The organism is Vreelandella arctica (assembly GCF_037070215.1).
GTDB lineage: Bacteria > Pseudomonadota > Gammaproteobacteria > Pseudomonadales > Halomonadaceae > Vreelandella > Vreelandella arctica.
In genome coordinates, this window is sequence record NZ_JBANSN010000025.1 from 33019 (window position 1) to 56250 (window position 23232).

Sequence of the window (23232 nt, forward strand, 5' to 3'; positions counted from 1 at the left end):
ACTTAATTTTTTGGACATTTAAGCTAGTGACAAAAAATTACACGCAAAGGATAATGCATGTATTTTTCATACAAAAGTATAGTCAAGAAAATTGAATGCAGCGAAAAGCTAATTTTAAAGGATGCTAATATTTTATCTTATGGTAATAAACGTATTTGCTACTACCACGCAAAAAAACCTTCAAAACTAATTAAAATTTCTCGCGATCTAAAACATTGGAAAGAAGGCCATAAGCAAAGCCTAACAGAATGGTATGTATCAGAAAAAATTAAATCAGCAAAAGGAGAATGTCCAATAAGCCTTTGTCATCATTGGATAAAGACGGATAAAGGACCTGGCTTGTTGGTAGATCGAATTAGCGATGATAAAGGTGAATCGCGAACGTTAAGGAAGATTTTATTTAAAAGAGAGCTCACCGTTAAAAAAGCGATAGAATTAGTGGAAGAAACGATCCAGATTTTCTCTACTTTTGGAGTTCCGGCATCAGATTTTAATATTGATAATTTCATTCTAGACGGCACTCATGATGAATATAGAATTGTTATGGTTGATGGGTTCTCACCCAAAAAAACAAATTTTAAAGCATACTTACTTCTCAACAGCCGTGTATTAGCAAACCTTTACGCCAAACGTAAATGGAGATTAATAAAAGATAAATTCACCTACTGTGCACAAAAAGTTTATGCTGGTGATTATAATTTTGCCGCAGCCATGCCTCTGAGTGATACCTCAAACAGTGATGGTCTCAAAGCTAATCAATGAAATGAATTTGCCTGAAAAAGTAGGTTGCATATGAATCCTCGTGCTATTCGAAAAATAGCAATCATCACTATCGGCCTTTGTCTGGGCTATACCGTCACGGTACTAACCCGCCTGCCTTGGTGGACGCTATTTTTTGTGGCGGCCGTATGGATTGGTGTGGGCTTAAAGCTGCGCTGGGGCCAACCTGCCAATGCCCGTTACCGCAAAATGTGGCCCTGGTCGCTGTTGCCGCTAAGCCTGTGGGGCGTTTACGTCTACTTGGCAGATAGCTTCGGCATTGTCGATCTGGGCGCGGTGTTTTTTCATCTCCAGGCAGGCATGGCCGAGCACGGCGGCGCTGGTAAAATGCTTACCGCGGTGCTTTATACGCTGATCATGATTGGCGTGCTGGCATCCGTCACGTGGTTGTCCCGTCATGACCAGCGCTGGCGGTTAGCCGAGCGCTTTTTCGCTATTTTGTTATTGGCAAGCAACCCGCTGCTTTTTGGCCTGGGCCAACGCAGCGCAGCTATTGTTACCGACGATGGTGCTTGGCTTGATCGTCGCTATAAGCCGCCCCCCGCTGAAGCGCTTAGTGACGCCCCGAACTTACTCCTTTTGTATCTAGAAAGCATTGAGCGCACCTACGCCAACGATATATTCGAGGATGCCTATGCCAATCTCAACACACTGGGTGAGCGAGGCGCGGTCTTTGAAGGTGTCCGCCAAATGGATAACACCGGTTGGACAATGGCGGGAATGATTGCCAGCCAATGTGGCGTGCCTTTAATGCCTGCGGGCCTCCTTCACGACAGTCAGTTTGACCCTCTCTCTAAGGTCGTTCCCGGCGTTGATTGCCTTGGCGATATACTCGCGGCGCAGGGCTACCAGCTCAGCTACTTGGGTGGTGCCAGCACTCAGTTTGCAGGCAAGGGGATTTTCTATCGCGGCCACCAGTTCAACACCGTAAAAGGGCGTGAAGAGTTAGAGCCACAGCTGACAGATCCCGAATATGTAAACAGTTGGGGGCTTTATGACGACACGCTTTATGACATTACCGCCGACGAAATACGGCGACTGGACAAAGAGAATAACGGCCCCTGGGGCGTGGTAACTCTTAATTTAGCAGGTCATGCACCCAATGGTTACCCCTCTCAATCTTGCGTAGAACAACAGGGCGAATTTGACGGGCAGGATATTCTTTACTCCGTAGAGTGCTCAACGTGGCTGGCCCGAGATTTAATTGAGCGTTTGGAGTCAGAGGGGCTTCTCGACAACACATTGGTCGTGGTTCTCAGCGACCACCTGACCATGCGGGTGTCGGTGTGGGATCAGTTGACCGCTTTAGACCGCGACAACACGCTTATCATGCTGGGTGATGATATTCAGCCACAGCGTATTCGCCGTGATGCCACCATGCTGGATGTCTTCCCCACCGTGTTGGATGCGCTGGGCTTTCGCTTGGAAGGCCAGCGTGCGGGGCTGGGCACGTCATTATTTAGTGATCAGCGTACGCTGGTGGAAGCACATGGTATTGAAGTGCTCAATGAGCGCCTACAGGAAGAGACAGCGCTGCAGCACCGCCTCTGGGAAGGTATCTCACCCCAGCGCCGTGAGCTCGACGCGTCCTCTTCTCAAGAGCAAACCGTAGAGACACCCGCTGACCGAGCCGATGAAGTGGAGCTTATCCATTAGCTATCACGCTCTCCCGTTGATGAGCCGCGTGAACCTGTTCGTAGACCTGGTCAACGCTCAGTTGGTTAAGGCAGTTGGTATGCCCCAATGGGCACGTGCGCTGAAAGCAGGGAGAGCAAGAGAGCGCCAGGTAGTGAATCACTGCATTATCGGTCAACGGCGGCGTGTAGGCGGGCGATGAAGAGCCATATAGCGCATGGATGCGAACGCCTACTGCTGCGGCCACATGCATTAATCCCGAGTCATTGGTGACCACTTGCCGACAGTCCGCCAGCAAGTCAACGGCATCGGCCAACTGTGTTTTGCCGCACAGGTTATGGGCATGGGCAAGCCCCTGCGTTATTTCCTCGCCTGCTGGGTGATCCTTGGCGCCGCCCAACACCCGTACTTCAAAACCTTCTTCTACCAAGCGTTTTGCTAACGTGTGAAAGTAACTGATCGGCCACTGCTTGGCGGGGCCGTATTCAGCGCCCGGCATCATACCAATCGCCGTGCGTGATGAAAGCGAATGCGTCAGGCGTAAATTAACCAGATTATCGCGATCAATCTGCAGCCGCGGCTTGGGCAATACAAAGTCGCCGCTGGTCGCTTCTTCAAGGGGCAGCCCTAGCGAAACAAAGCGCTTTACCGTTTGATCCAGCACCTGCTTGTCGAGCTTACGGCGCTCCTTGAGAAGACCGTAGCGATGCTCGCCCACAAAGCCAATACGCTCGGGAATGCGTGCCATAAAAGGCACCAGCGCGGCCTTCCACGAACGCGGCAATACAATCGCGCGATCGAATCGCCCCCTTAGGCGGCTGGCGAGTTCGCGGCGGCTAGCCAAGCCAAATTCGCCATGACCAACTGCCAGCGGCAACACCTCATCCACCTCGGGCATGCGTTCTAAAATAGGCTGCGACCACGCGGGCGCGACCACCCCTATCGTAGCGCCTGGCTGGCGGGCTTTTAAAGTCATAAACAGGCTTTGTGCCATGACCATATCACCGACCCACGAAGGGCCAATTACCAGCAAGCGCTGAGCCGAGTTAGCCATTTAGCCACCCCAAGTAGGCCTTAACCCCTTGAGCAACGGTTTTAAACTCCACATCGCAGCCACTGGCGCGTAGCTGGTTAATGTCAGCCCGGGTATAACTCTGATAGCGTCCTTTAAGTTCTTCGGGGAAGGCAATGTAGTCAATCTCACCTTTACCGTAAAAATCGATAACGGCTTCACCAATCGCTTTGAAAGGCTCTGCACGACCAGTACCAAGATTGAAGATGCCCGACTGGTCTGGATGATCCAGAAACCAGAGATTCACATCGACCACATCGCCCACATAAACGAAGTCGCGGCTCTGCATACCCGCCTCATACCCGCCATAGGCGCCGAACAATTTCAGGGTTTCGCCGTTACGGATTTGCAGATGATTATGGTACGCCACGCTGGCCATTTTGCCTTTGTGCTGTTCCCGGGGGCCGTAGACATTGAAGTAACGAAAGCCCACCACTTGTGTGGTCAACTCGCTCCACCGCGCACGCACGTGCTGATCGAACAGCAGTTTGGAATAGCCGTAAACGTTGAGTGGCTTTTCGCACTCCGGTACCTCTTTGAACACCTCGCTGCCGCCATAGGTCGCCGCCGATGACGCGTACAGGAAGGGAATCCCTTGCTGCTCGCAGTAGTTAAGCAGCACTTTGGAGTACTCGAAATTATTTTCCATCATGTAGTGGCCATCCCACTCGGTGGTATCCGAGCAGGCGCCTTCGTGGAAAATGGCATCAATGGTAGGCAAGTCGACGCTTTCCCCTTTCAGGGCAGCTTTTACTCTGGCAAGGAAGTCATCTTTATCCAGATAATCCGCCAGCGTGCAGTCGGCTAGGTTGACGAATTTTGTGCCATCGCGCAGATCATCGACCACCATTACATCGTTTCGGCCACGGGCGTTCAGTGCTTTCACTATGTTGGCCCCGATAAAACCGGCACCGCCTGTTACCACAATCATACTGTTCTCCTTACCTAACGCGGCTTGTTGGCATACGTGCCTATAACCCATCTGCCTAGGATTGTATACTTGACGCCTTATGAATTCATGGCCAACGGTGCTTTCCGCGATGAGTGTTTCGACAAACCAATCGACACCTGATGTGTCGACCTTTCAAGGCTTGATCCTTGCTCTGCAGCAGTACTGGGCAGAACAAGGCTGTGTCATCCTTCAGCCGCTCGATATGGAAGTCGGCGCGGGCACCTTCCACCCCGCCACCTTCCTGCGGGCGATTGGCCCCGAAACCTGGAACGCGGCCTATGTGCAGCCTTCAAGGCGCCCTACTGATGGCCGCTATGGCGAGAACCCTAACCGCCTTCAGCACTACTACCAGTTTCAGGTGGTGATGAAGCCATCGCCCAGCAACCTGCAGGATCTTTATCTGGGCTCACTCAAGCGGCTCGGTCTCGACCCACTGATTCATGATATCCGCTTTGTCGAAGATAACTGGGAATCCCCAACGCTAGGTGCCTGGGGCCTGGGCTGGGAAATCTGGTTAAACGGCATGGAAGTCACCCAGTTTACCTATTTTCAGCAGGCAGGTGGCATTGAGTGCTACCCGGTTACCGGCGAACTGACCTATGGGCTTGAGCGTATCGCCATGTACCTGCAGGACGTCGACAGCGTCTATGACCTGATTTGGGCCATTGCCCCAGACGGTAGCAAGGTCACCTATGGCGATGTGTATCTGCAAAACGAACGCGAGCAGTCCACTTACAACTTTGAACATGCCGATGTGGATCAGCTATTTGCTAACTTTGACCATCAGGAAAAAGAGTGTGGCAAATTGCTCGCCGCCAGCCTGCCGCTACCTGCCTACGAGCAAGTTCTGAAGGCATCGCATACATTCAATCTGCTGGACGCCCGTCACGCTATCTCGGTTACCGAGCGTCAGCGTTTTATTTTACGCGTTCGCACCATGGCCCGCGATGTGGCCACCGCCTACTTTGAGTCGCGCAAGGCCGAAGGTTTCCCTATGGCGCCAGAAACACTTCGCCGAGAACTGTTACAAGAGCTACTCGCCGATCAGGGAGACGACTAATGGCTGTTAATACGCTTTTACTAGAACTGGGTGCAGAAGAGCTACCGCCCACGGCCCTGGATGCGCTTTCCGATTCGTTTGCCGCAGGCATTGAGAAAGGCCTGCAAGATGCCGACGTTCCCTTCTCCGCCGTGACTGCTTTTGCGACCCCGCGTCGTTTAGCGGTTCAAGTACGTGAGCTGGCCGATAAACAGCCTGACCGCGACGTTGAGCGCCGTGGCCCCGCGCTGGCGGCGGCCTTTAAGGATGGCGTTGCCACGAAAGCTGCAGAAGGCTTCGCCCGCTCCTGCGGGGTTAGCGTCGATGAGCTGATTCATTTGGAAACCGATAAAGGCACTTGGCTTGGCTACCGCGAGCAGCAGCCGGGTGAGTCTATTCAAGCGCTGCTGCCCGAGATTATCCGCAAAGCCATCAGCGCCCTCCCGGTGCCTAAAAACATGCGCTGGGGCGCTTCACGGGTTGAGTTCTCGCGTCCGGTTCATTGGCTGGTAGCACTTTACGGTAGCGATGTCGTGGCTGCTGAGGCGCTAGGCCTACAGGCAAGCTGTACCACTTACGGTCATCGCTTCCACGCCCCTGATGCCATTCAGTTGACCCATGCCGATGAATACGTGGCTACGCTGGAAAATGCTTACGTGCTGGTTGATCGCGTGCAGCGCCGTGAACGTATCCGCGAGCAGGTGTTGGCAGAAGCCGAAGTGCAAGAAGCCACCGCCGTCATTGATGAAGATCTTCTGGTCGAAGTGAGCGGACTGGTTGAATGGCCGGTAGCGCTTACCGGTAGTTTTGATGAGCGCTTCCTGGAAGTGCCCGCTGAGTGCCTGATCTCTTCGATGAAGGCCAACCAGAAATATTTTCACCTGCTGGATGACGCTGGCAAGCTGAAACCGCTGTTTATCACCATCGCCAATATCGATAGCGCCGACCCCGATCAGGTCATTGCCGGTAACGAGAAAGTCATTCGCCCGCGCCTAGCCGACGCAGCGTTTTTCTACGAAACCGACCGTAAGCACACACTGGCCTCGCGCATTCCCCAGCTAGAAAGCGTTGTTTTCCAGCAGCAGCTGGGCACCTTGGCGGACAAAGCGCGCCGCAGCACCGCCATCGCATCCTTTATTGCCGAGCAGATTAACGGCGATGTGGCTCAGGCCCAGCGCGCCGTCGCGCTTGCCAAATGTGACCTTGTGACCGAGATGGTTCTCGAATTTCCCGAGTTGCAGGGCATCATGGGCCGTTACTACGCCGAGCAGGATGGTGAGCCCACGGAGGTTTCCCAGGCGCTTGAAGAGCAGTACCTGCCGCGATTCGCCACTGATGTCATTCCCCTGAGCGCGACCGGTAAGGCGTTAGCCCTGGCTGACCGGCTGGACACCCTGGTAGGTATCTTCGGCATTGGCCAACGCCCCACTGGCGCGAAGGACCCCTTTGCGTTACGTCGTGCCTCGATTGGCGTGCTTAACATTCTGATCAAAGGCGAGCTGGACCTTGACCTGCGCGAGCTACTCACCGTTGCCGCTGAACAGCATCAGAGCCTACCCAAGGCCGATGGCCTGGTTGAGGATGTGCTGACCTATATGCTGGATCGCTTCCGCGCCTGGGGCCAGGAAGAAGGGATCAGTGCTGAAATGTACCTTGCGGTTCGCGCTCGCCCGGTGACCAATCCTCTCGACTTCGCTCGCCGTCTGCGCGCCGTGAAGGCCTTTGCCCAGCGTGATGAAGCAGCCGCGTTGGCAGCCGCTAACAAGCGTGTTTCTAACATCTTGGCTAAGCAAGAGCACAATGGTAGTACCCAGGTCGATCAAAACTTATTGCAGGAAGATGCCGAACGAGCGTTGTTCGATGCGGTGAGCGGAAGCCAGACACAGGTTGCCCCGCTGTTTGCTGCAGGCAACTATCAGCAAGCATTGGATACTCTTGCCACCCTGCGGGAACCGGTGGATGCTTTCTTTGACCAGGTCATGGTGATGGCGGATGAACCAGCTATTCAACGCAACCGCTTGGCCCTACTCGCTAGCCTTCAAGCGCTATTCCTAGAAGTGGCCGATATTTCACTTCTGCCCCAGTAGCCATTGCTTGATTGGTCGCTCACAAGCCCAGCCGTTTAGACGGCTGGGCTTTTTTGTTGACTGGAAATACGTGTTTCACGTGAAACGCTGTTGCGAGTCCGAGGTAAGATAGTCGATATAAATAGCGGACAGAAAGTATCGCCGACAACCGTATCAATAGGATTTCTATGCTGAGTGCCGAAAAACTTGTCATTCTGGATCGTGACGGCGTCATCAATCATGATTCTGATGCCTATATAAAATCCCTTGATGAATGGGTTCCCTACCCCTCTTCAATTGCCGCCATTGCTCGCCTCAGTCATGCGGGATTTACGGTAGTGGTAGCGACCAATCAGTCAGGCATCGCCCGCGGCTATTATGATGAAGCAACGCTCCAGAGTATGCATGATCGCTTGTTAGCGTTGGTGGAAAAGGAAGGCGGACGCATCACTCACATCGTCTACTGCCCCCATGGACCTGACGACAAGTGCCAATGCCGTAAACCATTGCCTGGAATGCTGCATCAGATTCAGCAGCAGTTGGGGCTGGCAAGCTTGGCAGGGAGCTGGATGGTAGGAGACAGTCTGCGAGATTTACAAGCAGGCGAAGCAGTTGGCTGTCGTACCGTACTGGTTAGAACTGGAAAAGGAGCAAAAACAGAAGCCAAGGGTATTGGGCTTGAAAAAGCACATGCTTTCGATGATTTAGCCCACTTTGTGGACTGGCTGATCACCACGAAGCAGTAGATACCGATCTGCAATAAAAAAGCGCCGCTAGGAGAGATTAGCGGCGCTTTACGTTAATGATCGTCATATGTTTCACGTGAAACACATGACGGTAGTAGCAAACGTCTCTTATACGTCCAGGTTAGCCACCAGCGCATTAGTTTCGATGAAGTCGCGACGTGGTTCAACGTCATCACCCATCAGCGTGTTGAACATCATGTCAGCACCCACGGCATCTTCGATCGTCACACGCAGCATACGGCGGCTATCAGGATCCATCGTCGTATCCCACAGCTGATCCGGATTCATTTCACCCAGACCTTTATAACGCTGCACCGATAGACCACGCTGGCCCTCTTGCATCAGCCATGCCAGCACTTCGGAGAAGTGAGATACAGGTTTCTGACGCTCACCCCGGGCAATAAACGCGCCCTCTTCAAGGAAGCCATCCAGCGTTTCGCCCAACTCAGCGATGCCCCGATAATCAGCGCTTTCAAAGAAGTCGAGTCCCCACGTGTACTCTGTGGTCACACCGTGAGCCACCAGCGAGACGGTAGGTAGGAAAAGTCCACGTTCAGAATCTTCTTGAAGGTGGAAGTGATAACGCGGACCACCTTCATAGGCAACCATGTCATCCATGGTCTTCTGAATTTCATCAATCCAGTTCTGCATGGTTACGCGATCTTTCAGGCTTTCTTCACCTTTAAGCGCGGACGTATGAATGATCTGCTTGAGCACTTCATTGGGGTAAACCCGTGACAAGCGATCAATCCGTTTCATGACGTTACGGTACTGGTTTACCAGCGCTTCTAACTGAGAACCCGAGATGCCTGGTGCATTGGCATTAACGTGCAGGCCAGCGCCATCCAGGGCTGTGGTAGTCAAGTAGTCCACCATCGCCTGCTCATCTTTCAGGTAGAGCTCTTGCTTACCGCGCTTGATTTTATACAACGGCGGCTGGGCGATGAAGATATGGCCGCGCTCGATCAGTTCCGGCATTTGGCGGAAGAAGAACGTCAGCAGGAGCGTACGAATATGTGAGCCATCCACGTCCGCATCGGTCATGATAATGACGGAGTGGTAGCGCAGCTTATCAGGGTTGAACTCTTCGCGGCCGATGCCGCAACCAAGTGCAGTGATCAACGTGCCGACTTCAGCTGAAGAAAGCATTTTATCAAAACGTGCTTTTTCGACGTTCAGGATTTTACCCTTTAGCGGCAAAATAGCCTGGGTACGCCGGTCACGGCCCTGCTTGGCACTACCCCCTGCTGAGTCACCCTCCACCAGGTAGAGTTCAGACTGGCTTGGATCTTTTTCCTGGCAATCCGCCAACTTACCGGGCAAGCCGGCAATATCCAGCGCGCCTTTACGGCGGGTCATATCACGCGCCTTGCGGGCGGCTTCACGAGCACGCGCCGCATCCAGCATCTTATTAACGATCGCTTTGGCTTCGTTAGGCTTTTCAACCAGATACTCAGAAAACAGGCGACTCATCTCTTGCTCAACGGCAGTCTTAACTTCGCTGGAGACTAGCTTATCTTTCGTTTGCGACGAAAATTTAGGATCCGGCACTTTGACCGAAATAATCGCAGTCAAGCCTTCACGGGCATCGTCACCGGTGGTATTGACCTTGGCCTTTTTGAGTAGGTTTTCAGCTTCAATATAGTTATTGAGCGTGCGAGTAAGCCCCGCTCGGAAGCCCGCCAAGTGAGCGCCACCGTCTCGCTGAGGAATATTATTGGTGTAGCAGAAGATGTTTTCAGTGAAGGCTTCGCTCCACTGCATGGCCACCTCGACTTCAACGCCATCTTCACGAATAGCGTTAAAGTGGAATACCGGGTTAATGACACTTTTATTGGTATTCAGGTGGTCAACAAAGGCTTTTAAGCCGCCTTCGTAATGGAATAGCTCTTCTTTACCGCTGCGCTCATCAAACAATCGGATAGCAACACCGGAATTCAAGAAAGAGAGTTCACGCAACCGCTTGGCAAGAATATCGAAATGGAACTCGATATTGCCAAAGGTTTCTGGAGAGGGGCGGAAATGAACGCGGGTGCCGCTTTTTTCGGTTTTGCCCACAACGCCCAACGGTGCTTGAGGCACACCGTGATGGTACATCTGTTCAAACACTTCGCCCTGGCGCCAAATGGTCAAGCGCAGCTCGGCAGACAGTGCGTTTACAACAGAAACGCCAACGCCGTGTAACCCACCGGAAACTTTATAGGAGTTATCGTCGAATTTGCCGCCTGCGTGCAGCACCGTCATGATAACTTCAGCAGCGGACACCCCCTCCCCTTCGTGAAGTTCAGTGGGTACGCCGCGGCCGTTATCACTAACGGTGACTGACTCATCCGGGTGAATGACAACGCGAATTTCGCTGCAATGCCCAGCCAAGGCCTCATCAATGGAGTTATCCACCAACTCGAAGACCATGTGGTGCAGACCGGTACCGTCGTCGGTGTCACCAATATACATACCTGGACGCTTACGCACTGCGTCCAGCCCCTTGAGCACCTTAATGCTTGATGAATCGTAAGCCTGCTCGCTCATTGACCACTCCGTCGTGAAGTCTGTCTCGTTCCGTATCGTCTACCCTTCGCGCTAGCTAGTCAGCACTAACTGGCTCAGCCCTTGTTCGGTATGTTTCACGTGAAACATCTTCACCAAAGTATCAGGCCGCCAGGTACTACTTAACGCAGAAGGTTCGACGCTGGTAATAAATGCTTGGCACTGCATGTCTTCAAGTAACCCACAAAACTGATGCCGATTTTGCTCATCAAGTTCTGCTGGCAAATCGTCGATGAGATAAATACAGTGCCGCTGTGCTGTTCTTTCCAGAAACCGCCCTTGGGCGAGTTTCAAGGCGCTCACCACTAACTTTTGCTGGCCTCTGGAAAGCACTTCGATAGCAGGCTGTTTGTTTACTCTGATACGCAAATCTGCGCGCTGCGGGCCTTGCTGCGTGAAGCCCATTTGTTGATCAGTGGGCCGGCTATCGTGTAGCACTGCCGAAAGAGAGCGCTCTTTATCCCAGCCCCTTGCGTAATGAATCGACAACCCAGGTAGTGACAGTAGCACCTTAAGCGTCTCTTCAAAGACAGGCAAAAAGTCACTAAACCATGCACGACGCAACGCATCCATCTGTTCGCCCCAAGTGGCGAGCTCCTGCTCCCACACCACCATTTCCTGAGGATGTATTCTACCACGCCTGAGCAGTGCATTCCGATGTTTCAACGCACGCCGGGTACGCTTCCAGATTCCCAAAAAGTCATGTTTCACGTGAAACACTCCCCAATCGAGAAACTCACGGCGACCAGCAGGAGAACCTTCAAGCAGTCGAAAAGCGTCAGGGTTGATTAACTGCAACGGCATCGCTTCGACTAGCTCTGCCAAGCGGGCGTTTTTATCTCCCTTCAGACGAAGCTCTAGCTCTCTCTGGGCACGCAAACGGCGCACGCCAAGGGTAACCTCAGGCTCACCGCTTAACCGTCCGTACAGTGTCATATGCGGCTTATCGGCTTGAATGGCGTGTTTCAACTGCCGCGTACGGAACGAACGCCCCATACCTAGAATATGCACGCCTTCGAGAAGGCTGGTTTTACCACTGCCATTGGCGCCACTAATAACGTTAATACGTGATGAGGGCGTCATTTCGACTGGCTGGAGGTTACGCAAACCATGGAAATTAAGCAGTGTCAGGCTCATCCTATTATCACCACTTAAAATAGTCCGCAAATAGAGAGTATTGCACCCAATGAGGAAGCGGCGCTTCTGCTACCAGAAGCGCCGCTAATGTAGCTTGCATATGCAATGCTATGATCCAAAGACCTTTTACAGGCGCATCGGCATAACGACATAGAGTGCATCACCACCGCCTGGCTCTTCAAGCAGTGCACTGCTATTGGGGTCGGCCAGGGTAATCTGCACGCGCTCTTCGTTCAGCACCGTCAGCACATCGACTAGATAGCCAACGTTAAAACCGACCTCCATCGCGCCGCCGTTATACTCAACAGCGATATTTTCCTCGGCTTCTTCCTGCTCCGGGTTGTTGGCCATTACTTTAAGGTTGTTTTCCTCAAGGTATAGCCGGACGCCACGGTATTTTTCATTAGAGAGAATAGCGGTACGCGAAAGCACTTGGCGCAGCGCGGCGCGTTCTGCAATCAGCACTTTATCGCCGTTGCGCGGCACTACGCGTTCATAGTCAGGGAATTTGCCGTCAATGAGCTTAGAGGTGAAGGTGAAATCGCCCGTGTGAGCACGTACATGGCTGGAGCCCAGCGTCAAGCTGACAGGCTCATCACTGTCATCCAGCAAGCGCGACAGCTCAAGGATACCCTTGCGGGGTACAATCAGCTTTTGTGACTGACTAACAGACACTTCAATCGGGCGTGAGCACATCGCCAAGCGGTGACCGTCAGTCGCGACCGTACGCAGCAGGTTGCTTTGGATTTCCAGCAGCATACCGTTGAGGTAATAACGTACATCTTGCTGCGCCATCGCAAATGAGGTGGCTTCAATCAGGTGCTTTAAGGTACCGCGAGGTACGCTGATTTCCTGACTGCCGTCCGCATCTTCTATATTGGGGAACTCGGCTACCGGAAGCGTCGACAGGGTAAAGCGTGAACGGCCACTGCGTAAGACCGCACGACCCTCTTCAACGGCTAGCTGAATATCGGATTGATCAGGCAGTGATTTACAAATATCCATCAGCTTGCGAGCAGGCACCGTTGCTGCACCCGCCTGATCAACCTGGCTGGCCACCGTGCGCCCAACAAGCTCAACCTCTAAGTCAGTACCGGTAAGCGACACCTGGTCGCCCTCTACCTGAATCAGTACATTCGAAAGTACAGGTAGCGTTTGGCGGCGCTCGACAACACCTGCGACCAGAGTCAGCGGACGTAACAGCGCCTCTCGGGAAATCGAAAATTTCATCAATACTCCGGTTCTATATCCTGAAAGACCTGCGCGTAACAGGCCCGTCCCATAGGGTGGTTAACTGGTCAACAGGCGCAGCAGATTCTTGTAATCCTCACGAATATCCGCGCTCTCTTCCTGTAATGATTTCACTTTTCGGCAAGCGTGTAACACCGTGGTGTGGTCACGCCCACCAAAGGCATCGCCAATCTCGGGCAAACTATGATTGGTTAGCTCCTTGGCAAGCGCCATCGCCACCTGACGAGGGCGGGCAACCGAGCGTGAACGGCGCTTGGAGAGCAAGTCCGCTACCTTGATCTTGTAATACTCCGCGACCGTGCGCTGAATATTATCGACGCCCACCTGCTTGTCTTGAAGGGCCAACAAATCCTTCAGCGATTCGCGAATAAAGTCTTGGGTAATTGTTTTGCCCATGAAGTGCGAATCAGCGATGACCTTTTTCAATGCACCTTCTAATTCGCGCACGTTGGAACGAATTTTCTGAGCAATAAAGAAAGCTGCATCGTGAGGCAAATCGACCTTAGCTTGGTCGGCCTTTTTCATCAAGATGGCTACGCGGGTTTCAAGTTCCGGCGGTTCAATCGCGACCGTGAGCCCCCAACCAAAGCGTGATTTAAGGCGCTCCTCTACCCCACTGATCTCTTTCGGATAGCGATCAGAGGTAAGGATCATTTGCTGGCCACCTTCCAACAGTGCGTTGAAGGTATGAAAAAACTCTTCCTGGGAACGCTCTTTGCCGGCGAAAAACTGAATATCATCAATAAGTAATGCATCAACACTGCGATAAAAGCGCTTAAAGTCGTTAATCGCATTGAGCTGTAACGCCTTGACCATATCGGCGACAAAACGCTCTGAGTGCAGATAAACCACGCGGGCATTTTCGCGCCGCGTTGCCAGTGCATTACCCACGGCGTGCATCAAGTGAGTTTTACCAAGGCCCACGCCGCCATATAAAAACAGCGGGTTATAGGCGCCGCCGGGGTTTTCAGACACCTGGCGTGAGGCAGCGCGAGCCAGTTGGTTCGATTTACCTTCAACAAACGTATCGAAAGTAAAATTAGGATTTAGCCCACTGCCATGTTTCAGGCTGCCCTCTACCTGTACCTGACGCTCATTGTTACGCCGACTGGGAGCTTCATCACGCAGCCTGTCTATTTCACGCTCATCGGCAATATCGCCGCGCGGAGGCGTATGAACAGCCGGTGCCGAAGGACGCGATGGAGAAGCCGATACGGGGTTGCCTAAGTCGCGATGCTGAGGAGCTTGCGTTGCCGGGCGGCGGCTACCTACCGTCAAACTCACTTTCGGCGGCTTGGCTGGCGCGAGCTCACGCATTAGTTCACTAATACGCTTGGCATACTTATCGCTCACCCAATCGCGCACAAAGCGATTCGGCGCCAATAAGCGCAGCTCGTTGGACTCTCCTTCTTCTGCCTGCAGCGGGCGTATCCAGGTATTGAACTGCTGTGAATTCAGCTCATCCTGCAGGTTGTCCAGGCACTGTTGCCAAAGCGTCAGTGACACTCATCTCACCATCGGTTGAAAACGGCCGACCATTGTAGCGCCCAAAGCTTCGGTTATCCACACGGGTTTAAGCTTGAATATTGCCCTGTGGACAACTTGCAGTGAGCCTACGGGAAAACCGTGTGGAGGAACGGGGATAATTAACAAGAAAGCGACTTACGTTTGGGTTAAACACATCTAGTTAACATCTTGTAGACTGTTTATACGGAACTTACACACAGATTTTTTATGATTATAGGCTATTGATAAATAATAATTAAAACAACTTATCCACAAATAGTATCCCCACTATTAATAACAACAGGTTTAGAACTACCTATTAGTAATAATAGCGAGAGTGTTGTTTGCTATATCCATCGCTGCCAGCATGGCCGCAATGACGCCACAACGCTTTTTATGCAAGGAAAAATTGCACCCAGCAAAGGAAGTCTCTACAATTTCCGGTCTTGAATTGAATCTCCCCGGCTAGTTCCTCACTGGACCGGGCTTTTTGGAATTCACTTTCCGTCCTAAACCACGTGGGAATAACGAGTTATGAAACGCACTTTTCAACCTAGCGTTCTCAAGCGCAAGCGCGCGCATGGCTTCCGTGCTCGTATGGCAACCAAAAACGGTCGCGCCGTCCTCGCACGTCGCCGTGCCAAGGGCCGCAAGCGTCTGAGCGCCTGATCTCGGATTGCGTGTGCCGCAGCAAGGCTTTCCCCGGCAATTACGGTTACTAAATGCTGGGGATTTCAGTCACGTGTTTGAGCAAGCCGACCTGAAAGTGCATGGCAAAGGTATGATGGCGTTAGTTCGCTTGAGTACTCGGGGATACCCCCGCCTTGGACTGGTAGTCAGCAAAAAAAATGTCAAACGCGCCGTAGATCGCAACCGTTTCAAGCGTCTCGTTCGAGAATCTGTCCGTCTTCGTCAAGATCACTTACCCTCTGTGGATATCGTGGTGCTTGCCCGACGCGGCGTTCAGGATATCGACAACGACACCTTGCATCGCCAGTTACACGGCATGTGGAAGCGACTTCAGCGTGACGCACAGGCGGTGATCGCAGCACCAACGCCAGAGCGTGACACGTGACCTTTGGTGCACACCTCGCCGCTCGACCTCGGCCTGCCGCCTGGCAGGCTTTCGTGTGTCAAGGGTCGAGTAAATGACACTGCGCCATTAGCATGTTCACCACCCAGCGGGCAGAACCCTCATGGACGTAAAACGACTTTTATTACTGATTCCACTAGCCGTACTGGCGTACTTGCTAGTCGTCCAGTGGAATCAGGATTACGGGCAGCCGAATTACGATTCAGTGCCTGAAACGACTCAACGCAGTAATTCAGCACCATCTAGCAATTCAGTACCATCCAGCAATGTTGACGATGGCGAGGGCGGCTTAGCCGTTCCGAGTACCACATCGCAGCCAAATGCGGTTGGTGAAGGTATTCCTGGCGATACTGAAAGCGAAACGTCTAGCCGTGATTTCATTGCCGTAACGACCGATGTTCTTGATGTACGCATTGATCCACACGGTGGCGATATTGTTTATGCCGCTTTACCGCAACACAAACTTTCCCTCGACTCAGAGCGGAACTACGTGTTGTTGTCGGATAACAGCAGCCGTAGCTACGTGGCCCGTTCAGGCCTTCAGCTTGATGGCCAGGCAAGCCGCATCGCGTTCACGCCCGAAAATACCGACTATCGGTTAGGCGATAACGATGAAGAACTGAGCGTCGATCTGACCGCCGACGTTAACGGCGTCGAGGTGATTAAGCGCCTCACGTTTGAGCGCGGCAGTTATGCGGTCAACGTCAATTACTACCTAGCCAATAACACCGATGCACCGGTCAGTGCGCGCTTTATTGGCCAGTTAGCACGCGATAATAGCCCGGATCCTTCAAGCGGCGTTTCAATGGGTATGAACTCCTATCTGGGGGCTGCCTACTCAACGCCGGATGCACGCTACGAAAAGATCGACTTCGAGGATATTCAAGCCAGTAACTTTGAAAATCGCGAAGCCCTGGGCGGATGGATTGCGATCATTCAGCACTACTTTGTATCGGCATGGGCACCTCCACAGGATCAGCTAAACCTTTACTACGTTACCACCGACTCAAGTAATCGTAACGTCGTAGCCTTTGCTGGCCCGACTAGCAGTATTGCTGCAGAAGGCGAAGCCACGTTAGGTGCTACCCTTTATATGGGGCCGAAGATTCAGGACTACCTAGAGCAGGTGGCACCTAACCTTCGCTTAACTGTGGATTACGGCTGGCTATGGTTTATCGCCAACCCCCTCTTCTGGTTGCTGGATAAGATCCACGACATCGTCGGTAACTGGGGCTGGTCGATTGTATTGCTAACGGTACTGGTTAAGACCGTACTGTTCCCGCTTTCCGCCAAAGCGTACAAATCCATGGGCCGTATGCGTAAGCTTGGCCCTGAAATGCAGCGCCTGAAAGAGATGTATGGCGACGATCGTCAGAAGATGTCGCAAGAGATGATGAAGTTCTACCAGAAGGAGAAGATCAATCCGCTGGGGGGCTGTCTACCTATTGTGATTCAGATGCCGGTCTTCATCGCGCTTTACTGGATGTTGCTGGAATCGGTCGAACTGCGACACGCACCTTTTATCTTCTGGATTCAGGATCTATCGGTGAAAGATCCGTACTTCATTCTGCCGATCTTGATGGGTATTTCGATGTTTGTTCAGCAAATGTTGAACCCGACGCCCCCGGATCCGATGCAGGCGAAGATCATGAAGATGCTCCCCATCATCTTTACCTTCTTCTTCCTGTGGTTCCCGGCGGGTCTGGTCATCTACTGGGTGGTCAACAACATCATTTCGGTGGCGCAGCAGTACTACATTACGCGCAAAATCGAGAATGACCCGACCATCGGCAAAGGCATGAAGACCAAATAGCCTGCCGTGGTATTTGAAGCCTTCAGACCCCCGCCCAGTGCGGGGGTCTGGCGTTTTAAAGACGACAAACTCACACTGTACGCATCCATTAAAGAGGCTCGCCATGGTTGAACGACTTTATACTCAGGATACGATTACCGCATTGGCTACCCCTCCTGGACGCGGTGGTGTTGGTATCATTCGCGTCTCAGGGCCTGCCTGCCGCGCTATCGCCGAGGCCATGCTCGGTCACTGCCCCTCACCGCGTTACGCCCACTACGGCCCCTTCCAGGGCGCTGACAGCATTATTGATGAAGGCCTCGCCCTGTTCTTCAATGGGCCCCATTCGTTTACCGGTGAGGACGTCCTGGAATTACAGGGCCACGGCGGCCCCATTATTATGGATATGCTGTTGGAGCGCTGTGTGGCTCTCGGCGCACGTCTAGCGCGCCCTGGCGAGTTTTCTGAACGGGCTTTTCTCAACGACAAACTTGATCTGGCCCAGGCAGAAGCTATCGCCGATCTGATCGATGCCACTTCCCGTTCAGCGGCCGAAAATGCCGTGCGCTCGCTCCAGGGGGAGTTTTCGAAGCGCGTGTCAGCGTTGGTGCAGCGGCTGATCGAGCTACGTGTTTACGTTGAAGCGGCGATTGATTTCCCTGAAGAGGAGATCGACTTTCTTGCCGACGGCCATGTGGCTGAGCACTTGAACAATGTTCAGCAAACGTTAATCGACGTGCGCCAGGCAGCAGGCCAAGGCGCACTGTTACGCGAAGGCATGAGCGTAGTCATTGCCGGGCGGCCCAATGCGGGTAAGTCGAGCCTGCTGAATGCGCTGACCGAACAAGATACCGCCATTGTGACGGATATCGCAGGCACGACCCGGGACGTACTCCGTGAGCATATCCATATTGACGGTATGCCGCTGCATATCATCGACACCGCCGGACTGCGCGATACACCCGATGCTGTTGAGAAGATCGGTGTAGCACGCGCCTGGGCCGAGATAGAGAAAGCTGATCGCGTACTGCTGTTAGTGGATGCCAGCACGACCGCCTCGACCGACCCCATGGCCATCTGGCCCGAGTTTGTCGCTCGCCTGCCCGATCAGAAGCGCTTGACGTTAGTACGCAATAAGATTGATACCAGTGCTGAACCGCCTGGATTAGATTTATCCACAACGCCGCTCACCGTACGTTTATCCGCTAAAACGGGCGAGGGTGTGGATAACTTAAAAGCACATTTAAAAGATGTCATGGGCTTTGCCGCCACCACCGAGGGTCGCTTCTCTGCCCGCCGACGGCATTTAGATGCCTTAGATCGTGCTATGGCAGCCCTTGATACAGGCCGCACTCAGCTTGATGGCTACGGCGCAGGCGAGCTGCTAGCGGAAGATCTGCGCGACGCTCAACAAGCGTTGGGCGAAATCACCGGTGAATTCAGCGCCGATGATTTATTGGGCGAGATTTTCGGCAGTTTCTGCATTGGTAAGTAAGAGAGCTACTCTTTACTCTCATTACCAACACTACTCTCCCACCCACCAATCCGCCTGATAGCGACTAGAAGAACCTAGTAACGGGGTAATTTCAGCCATTGCTGCGGCTAGTCGCTCATCCAAACCCCAGGGTGGGTTAATCACCAACATACCGCTGCCAAACATACCGTGAACCTGCTCACCGGGTTCACGCAGCAGCAGCTCGCTGCGCCATATTTTGCGCTGACCGCTCTCTTGCAAGGCATCTAATAGCGTGTGATGGTGACCAGCGGGTAGCAGCGGATACCAGATCAATACTACGGCATGGCGCGCTTTCTCCAGCGTATAAGCGACGGTATCGGCTACTTCCAGGTATTCCACTTTGCGCTCATAGCTGGGGTCGATGAGCACACATAGCCGTGGCGTTATCGCGGGCAACATGGCCTCCAGCCCCGCCAGTCCATCGCCAAACACACGCTGGGCGTTAGCTGGCAACTCCTGGGTAGAAAGTTGCTCGTGCTCGCCGGGGTGCAGCTCAAACAGCCGCAGTTGATCCTGCTCACGCAACGAATGACTCAGCCACCAGGGAGAGCCTGGGTAGTGCGTCAGGGTTACTGAGGAACCTTGAGCAGTGGCTACCGCTGCTTGCCACTCTATCAGCAACGGATCGTTTAGCTCATTGCGGGCTTGCCACAGCGGCCCTATGCCTTCGCGATACTCTTGCAAGCGTTGCGTCTCTTGCGCATTAAGGGGATAGAGACCTCGTCCCGCATGAGTATCGATATATGTAATAGCCGTTTTTTTACGTAATAAATAATCAATCACCGCGTAAAGTGTCAGATGTTTATGCACATCCGCAAAATTACCGGCATGGTAGGCATGTTGATAGGACAGCATGGAGACTCATCAGAAAGTGAATAAAAAAGCCCGCTATGTGAGCATAGCGGGCTTTAGTCGGCAACAGCCAGGTTAATTCAAGAACGTATTAACCTTGACCATTACCGGTAGGGGTTAGGGTAATTTCAACGCGACGGTTCTGGGCACGACCCTGCTCATTGTCATTACTGGCCACTGGCTGAGTAGCACCATAGCCCGAGGTATTAAGACGCGTGGACGAAACGCCATTCTGGGTGAGGTAGCTCGATACGGCTTGAGCGCGACGCTCGGAGAGACGCTGGTTGTAGCTAGCATCGCCGGTGCTATCGGTGTGGCCTGCGATACTAACGCGGGTGTCTTGGTACTGAGTAAGAACATTAGCGACTTCATTAAGAGAGCCGCGCGCTTCGCTGGTCAGCTCAGCTGAATCAAAACCAAAGGTAACGCCGCTAGGCATATTGAGCACGATATCGTCGCCACGGCGATCAATCTCAATGCGCGATCCTTGCAAGTTTTCACGCAGTTGCTGCTCTTGGCGATCCATGTAGACACCAATGCCAGCACCGGCTGCCGCACCGACGGCCGCACCAATCAGTGCACGGTCACGGCGGCTAGTACTACCGTCGCCAGACAGCGCACCGGCAGCGGCACCCACAGCAGCACCAATACCAGAGCCCATCGCGGTGCTAGAGCGCTGCGTTTGGCCACCGTAAGGATCCGATGTGGCGCAACCTGCTAATAAAATAGCGGCTGCCAGCGGTGTCAGTAGTCGAGAAATACGCATCACTCACTCCTTGTTTATGTTCGGGACATCTTTTTATCCATTACTGGTCAATCTTCACTAATTAAAGCCAGCAACTCGTTCAAGAATAATAGACCTTGAGGCGATGCACGCAGTTTTTCAGGCATTTGCATCAAAAGTCCTTTTTTCTCGGCGCTTTGTAAACGCGTAAGTAACATATCAGAAGAGAGCCCGGTATTGGCGTTCCATGTCTCTAGCGACACCCCGTCAGTGAGTCGTAGAGCATTCATAGCAAACTCCAACGGTAGCTCGTCCGCTGATATAACCTGCTTACCCGCTATAAAGCCACGCAGGTCATCCATGCGCTTTAAGTAAGCATCCGGCTGACGGGTTTTCCAACGCCGCTCAATACGCCATTCACCATCTGGGTCAATATGGCTTAGCTTGCCATGGGCCCCGGCGCCAATCCCAAGGTAGTCGCCAAACTGCCAATAATTAAGGTTATGCAGACTCCGATAACCATCGGTGGCATAGGCCGAAATTTCGTAGCGCTTAAACCCGGCCTGCTCCAAAAGCCGATGACCGCTGTCTTGGATATCCCAGAGTGCTTCTTCCTCAGGCAACGTCGGTGGATGGGAGTGAAAGGCCGTATTCGGCTCGAGGGTAAGCTGGTACCAGGAGAGATGCTCCGGCGCTAACGACAGCGCTTGGGCAATATCATCCATCGCCAGTTGAGGCGTCTGACCAGGCAAGCCATGCATAAGATCAACGTTAATATTTGTAAAACCCGCTTGGCGCGCCTGCGTGACCGCAGTGACCGCTTCGTCACCGCTATGAATGCGTCCCAGGGCATGCAGTTGATCGGGCTGAAAACTTTGAATACCTAGCGATAAACGATTAATGCCTGCCTGTCGGTAACCGATAAATCGCGCCTGTTCCGTGGTGCCGGGATTTGCCTCCAAGGTAATCTCGATGTCATCAGCAAACGGCAAACGGGCTTCAATCGCGCTCAGTAAATGGTCATAAAACCAAGGCGACAGCAGGCTGGGTGTCCCGCCACCGATAAAGATTGTCTGAATTTCTCGCCCAGCCGCTAAGGCTAGATCGCTATCCAGGTCTTGTAACAATGCGTCAAGGTAAGCGGCTTCAGGTAAATCGCGAGGCGTAAAACCGTGTGTACCCGGCTCATGGGAGTTGAAATCACAATACGGGCATTTACGTACACACCAGGGTGTGTGGATATAAAGAGATAGCGGCGGCAACGTATCAACCATGCGCCACCTGCAGTAACTCCACCAAGCCTTGCAGCGCGCGTCCACGGTGACTAAGGCGATTTTTACTGTCACTCGGCAACTCGGCAACGCTCATGCCCTGGTCGGGTAGCCAGAAAAGCGGATCATAACCAAACCCCTCTTTCCCCCGTGGATGGGCGAGAATTTCGCCTTCCCAACTGCGTTGCACAATCACCGGCACTGGGTCTTTCGGGTGACGTAAATAAACAAGTACGCACCAATATCGACCACTACGCTGTCCTTCTGCGCAGTCGCTGAGTGCTGCTAATAGCGTTTCATTATTTTTCTCATCACTTTTGGGCTCACCACCATATCGGGCCGAGTAGATACCCGGTGCACCGTTCAGCGCGTCCACTTCCAGCCCTGAATCGTCTGCCAAGGCGGGTAATCCGCTGACTAAACTCGCTTCACGTGCCTTTAACAACGCATTTTCGACAAATGTCAGTCCCGTCTCTTCGACCTCAATGACACCAAAATCGGCCTGAGGCCGTACATCGAAGCCCAAAGGAGAGAGTAATTGATTGAATTCTTTTAACTTTCCTGCATTCCCACTGGCAAGAACAAGGGTATTAACAGCTGCCATGACACGTACTCCAAACGGTAGAGCATCAGTTTACGCCCTCATTGAACGTATCAAAAGCCAGCACAATGTTACTCAACGTATCTGAAAACACACACGCTACAACTATCTCTAATATATCTATAAATTACTGAAAAGTAACAAAATAACTGAAGACATTGATAATTATTAAATGTTGGTAAATTTATTTTTACCATCTTTTTAATAACAAAACTTTACGAAACATATCTTATAGGCAACACTTCAAGGGTTACCTGCTCACTCTTTCTTTCCATGAGGGCTACCTAATGTCGCAGGAAAAGTCTACCGGTTCGGTGTACGTCGTTACCGAAAAAAGCCCCCAAGCTCAGCTATTCGCTGAATACTTGGAAAAACACACTGGCTGTCAGATCAGTATTCATTCACCACACGCGGCATTACCCATTTCTGCATCGGGAAATGTGCTGATTCTGATTGATAGCGATCATATCGGCATTGATGCTTTGCCGGAGTGGCAAGATAAGTTGCCTGACGCATTAACAAAAACGCCCTTAGCCCGGATTTCTCATAGCACCTCAGCAAGTACCGCACCCAGGCCGCCATGCTATTAAAAACCTATTGGTACATCTTAAATTGCCTACTTTTTAACCACTTTCCGTCGTTCAGATACACT

Annotated in this window: 20 protein-coding genes; 10 read left to right on the top strand and 10 right to left on the bottom strand. The window is 52.5% G+C overall.

Features of this window, described 5'->3' with window-relative positions:
* The first annotated feature begins 57 nt into the window (after window positions 1–57).
* Both V8L70_RS17510 and V8L70_RS17515 read left to right on the top strand, forming a co-directional pair.
* Window positions 58–762 carry a YrbL family protein gene (locus V8L70_RS17510; RefSeq protein ID WP_336270251.1) on the top strand — a complete coding sequence of 235 codons (705 nt, stop codon included), beginning with the start codon at window positions 58–60 and terminating at the stop codon, window positions 760–762.
* Window positions 763–792: 30 nt separating this feature from the next.
* Window positions 793–2436: a sulfatase-like hydrolase/transferase gene (locus V8L70_RS17515; protein WP_336270252.1), complete on the top strand. Its 1644-nt coding sequence runs from the start codon at window positions 793–795 to the stop codon at window positions 2434–2436.
* Here V8L70_RS17515 and waaF read toward each other — a convergent pair.
* Together waaF and rfaD are read right to left on the bottom strand one after the other, a co-directional pair.
* The gene (waaF, locus tag V8L70_RS17520; protein WP_336270253.1) at window positions 2426–3469 is read right to left on the bottom strand and encodes a lipopolysaccharide heptosyltransferase II; all 1044 of its coding nucleotides are present in this window, start codon (window positions 3467–3469) and stop codon (window positions 2426–2428) included. The two genes, V8L70_RS17515 and waaF, sit on opposite strands and share 11 nt — an antisense overlap.
* On the bottom strand, window positions 3462–4418 hold the full coding sequence (gene rfaD / locus V8L70_RS17525) for an ADP-glyceromanno-heptose 6-epimerase (protein WP_176302905.1): 957 nt from the start codon (window positions 4416–4418) through the stop codon (window positions 3462–3464). The genes waaF and rfaD overlap by 8 nt, the downstream gene beginning before the upstream one ends.
* Before the next feature lie 109 nt (window positions 4419–4527).
* On the opposite strand from rfaD, the gene glyQ reads away from it, so the two are divergent.
* The 3 genes from glyQ (at window position 4528) to gmhB (ending at window position 8290) form a co-directional block, all read left to right on the top strand.
* Entirely contained in the window at window positions 4528–5499 is a 972-nt protein-coding gene (gene glyQ, locus V8L70_RS17530) for a glycine--tRNA ligase subunit alpha (protein WP_101145069.1), read from the top strand.
* Complete coding sequence (glyS, locus tag V8L70_RS17535) at window positions 5499–7565, top strand: glycine--tRNA ligase subunit beta (RefSeq protein ID WP_336270255.1); 2067 nt, start codon at window positions 5499–5501, stop codon at window positions 7563–7565. Before glyQ ends, glyS begins: the two co-directional genes overlap by 1 nt.
* A 167-nt stretch (window positions 7566–7732) precedes the next feature.
* Window positions 7733–8290 carry a D-glycero-beta-D-manno-heptose 1,7-bisphosphate 7-phosphatase gene (gene gmhB / locus V8L70_RS17540; RefSeq protein WP_336270256.1) on the top strand — a complete coding sequence of 186 codons (558 nt, stop codon included), beginning with the start codon at window positions 7733–7735 and terminating at the stop codon, window positions 8288–8290.
* Between the two features lie 108 nt (window positions 8291–8398).
* Here the strand turns inward: gmhB and gyrB are convergent, their stop codons facing one another.
* The 4 genes from gyrB to dnaA form a co-directional block, all read right to left on the bottom strand.
* The gene (gyrB, locus tag V8L70_RS17545; protein WP_336270258.1) at window positions 8399–10819 is read right to left on the bottom strand and encodes a DNA topoisomerase (ATP-hydrolyzing) subunit B; all 2421 of its coding nucleotides are present in this window, start codon (window positions 10817–10819) and stop codon (window positions 8399–8401) included.
* A 51-nt stretch (window positions 10820–10870) separates the two neighbouring features.
* Window positions 10871–11974, bottom strand: a complete 1104-nt coding sequence (gene recF / locus V8L70_RS17550) for a DNA replication/repair protein RecF (RefSeq protein WP_336270259.1) — start codon at window positions 11972–11974, stop codon at window positions 10871–10873.
* 126 nt (window positions 11975–12100) lie between these two features.
* Window positions 12101–13204 (bottom strand): DNA polymerase III subunit beta, encoded by a 1104-nt coding sequence (gene dnaN / locus V8L70_RS17555; RefSeq protein WP_101145074.1) that lies wholly within the window; start codon window positions 13202–13204, stop codon window positions 12101–12103.
* 60 nt (window positions 13205–13264) lie between these two features.
* Window positions 13265–14731 carry a chromosomal replication initiator protein DnaA gene (gene dnaA / locus V8L70_RS17560; protein ID WP_008959106.1) on the bottom strand — a complete coding sequence of 489 codons (1467 nt, stop codon included), beginning with the start codon at window positions 14729–14731 and terminating at the stop codon, window positions 13265–13267.
* 534 nt (window positions 14732–15265) lie between these two features.
* Between dnaA and rpmH the strand changes: the two genes are divergently transcribed.
* From rpmH to mnmE, 4 genes are all read left to right on the top strand, one after another.
* On the top strand, window positions 15266–15400 hold the full coding sequence (rpmH, locus tag V8L70_RS17565; RefSeq protein WP_008959105.1) for a 50S ribosomal protein L34: 135 nt from the start codon (window positions 15266–15268) through the stop codon (window positions 15398–15400).
* A 13-nt stretch (window positions 15401–15413) separates the two neighbouring features.
* Entirely contained in the window at window positions 15414–15806 is a 393-nt protein-coding gene (rnpA, locus tag V8L70_RS17570) for a ribonuclease P protein component (protein WP_101145075.1), read from the top strand.
* Window positions 15807–15927: 121 nt separating this feature from the next.
* Window positions 15928–17637: a membrane protein insertase YidC gene (gene yidC, locus V8L70_RS17575; RefSeq protein ID WP_101145076.1), complete on the top strand. Its 1710-nt coding sequence runs from the start codon at window positions 15928–15930 to the stop codon at window positions 17635–17637.
* Window positions 17638–17740: 103 nt separating this feature from the next.
* Complete coding sequence (gene mnmE / locus V8L70_RS17580) at window positions 17741–19111, top strand: tRNA uridine-5-carboxymethylaminomethyl(34) synthesis GTPase MnmE (RefSeq protein WP_101145077.1); 1371 nt, start codon at window positions 17741–17743, stop codon at window positions 19109–19111.
* Between the two features lie 30 nt (window positions 19112–19141).
* Here mnmE and V8L70_RS17585 read toward each other — a convergent pair whose 3' ends face one another.
* The 4 genes from V8L70_RS17585 to rdgB all read right to left on the bottom strand — a co-directional run bounded on the left by V8L70_RS17585 (window position 19142) and on the right by rdgB (window position 22583).
* The gene (locus V8L70_RS17585; protein WP_336270267.1) at window positions 19142–19987 is read right to left on the bottom strand and encodes a 23S rRNA (adenine(2030)-N(6))-methyltransferase RlmJ; all 846 of its coding nucleotides are present in this window, start codon (window positions 19985–19987) and stop codon (window positions 19142–19144) included.
* An 88-nt stretch (window positions 19988–20075) separates the two neighbouring features.
* Window positions 20076–20750: a YiaD family glycine zipper/OmpA-like lipoprotein gene (locus V8L70_RS17590; protein WP_035556360.1), complete on the bottom strand. Its 675-nt coding sequence runs from the start codon at window positions 20748–20750 to the stop codon at window positions 20076–20078.
* A 47-nt stretch (window positions 20751–20797) separates the two neighbouring features.
* Entirely contained in the window at window positions 20798–21982 is a 1185-nt protein-coding gene (hemW, locus tag V8L70_RS17595; RefSeq protein WP_336270268.1) for a radical SAM family heme chaperone HemW, read from the bottom strand.
* On the bottom strand, window positions 21975–22583 hold the full coding sequence (gene rdgB / locus V8L70_RS17600; protein WP_336270269.1) for an RdgB/HAM1 family non-canonical purine NTP pyrophosphatase: 609 nt from the start codon (window positions 22581–22583) through the stop codon (window positions 21975–21977). The genes hemW and rdgB overlap by 8 nt, the downstream gene beginning before the upstream one ends.
* A 284-nt stretch (window positions 22584–22867) precedes the next feature.
* Between rdgB and V8L70_RS17605 the strand changes: the two genes are divergently transcribed.
* Window positions 22868–23170: a hypothetical protein gene (locus V8L70_RS17605; RefSeq protein ID WP_336270270.1), complete on the top strand. Its 303-nt coding sequence runs from the start codon at window positions 22868–22870 to the stop codon at window positions 23168–23170.
* The last annotated feature ends 62 nt before the right edge of the window (window positions 23171–23232 follow it).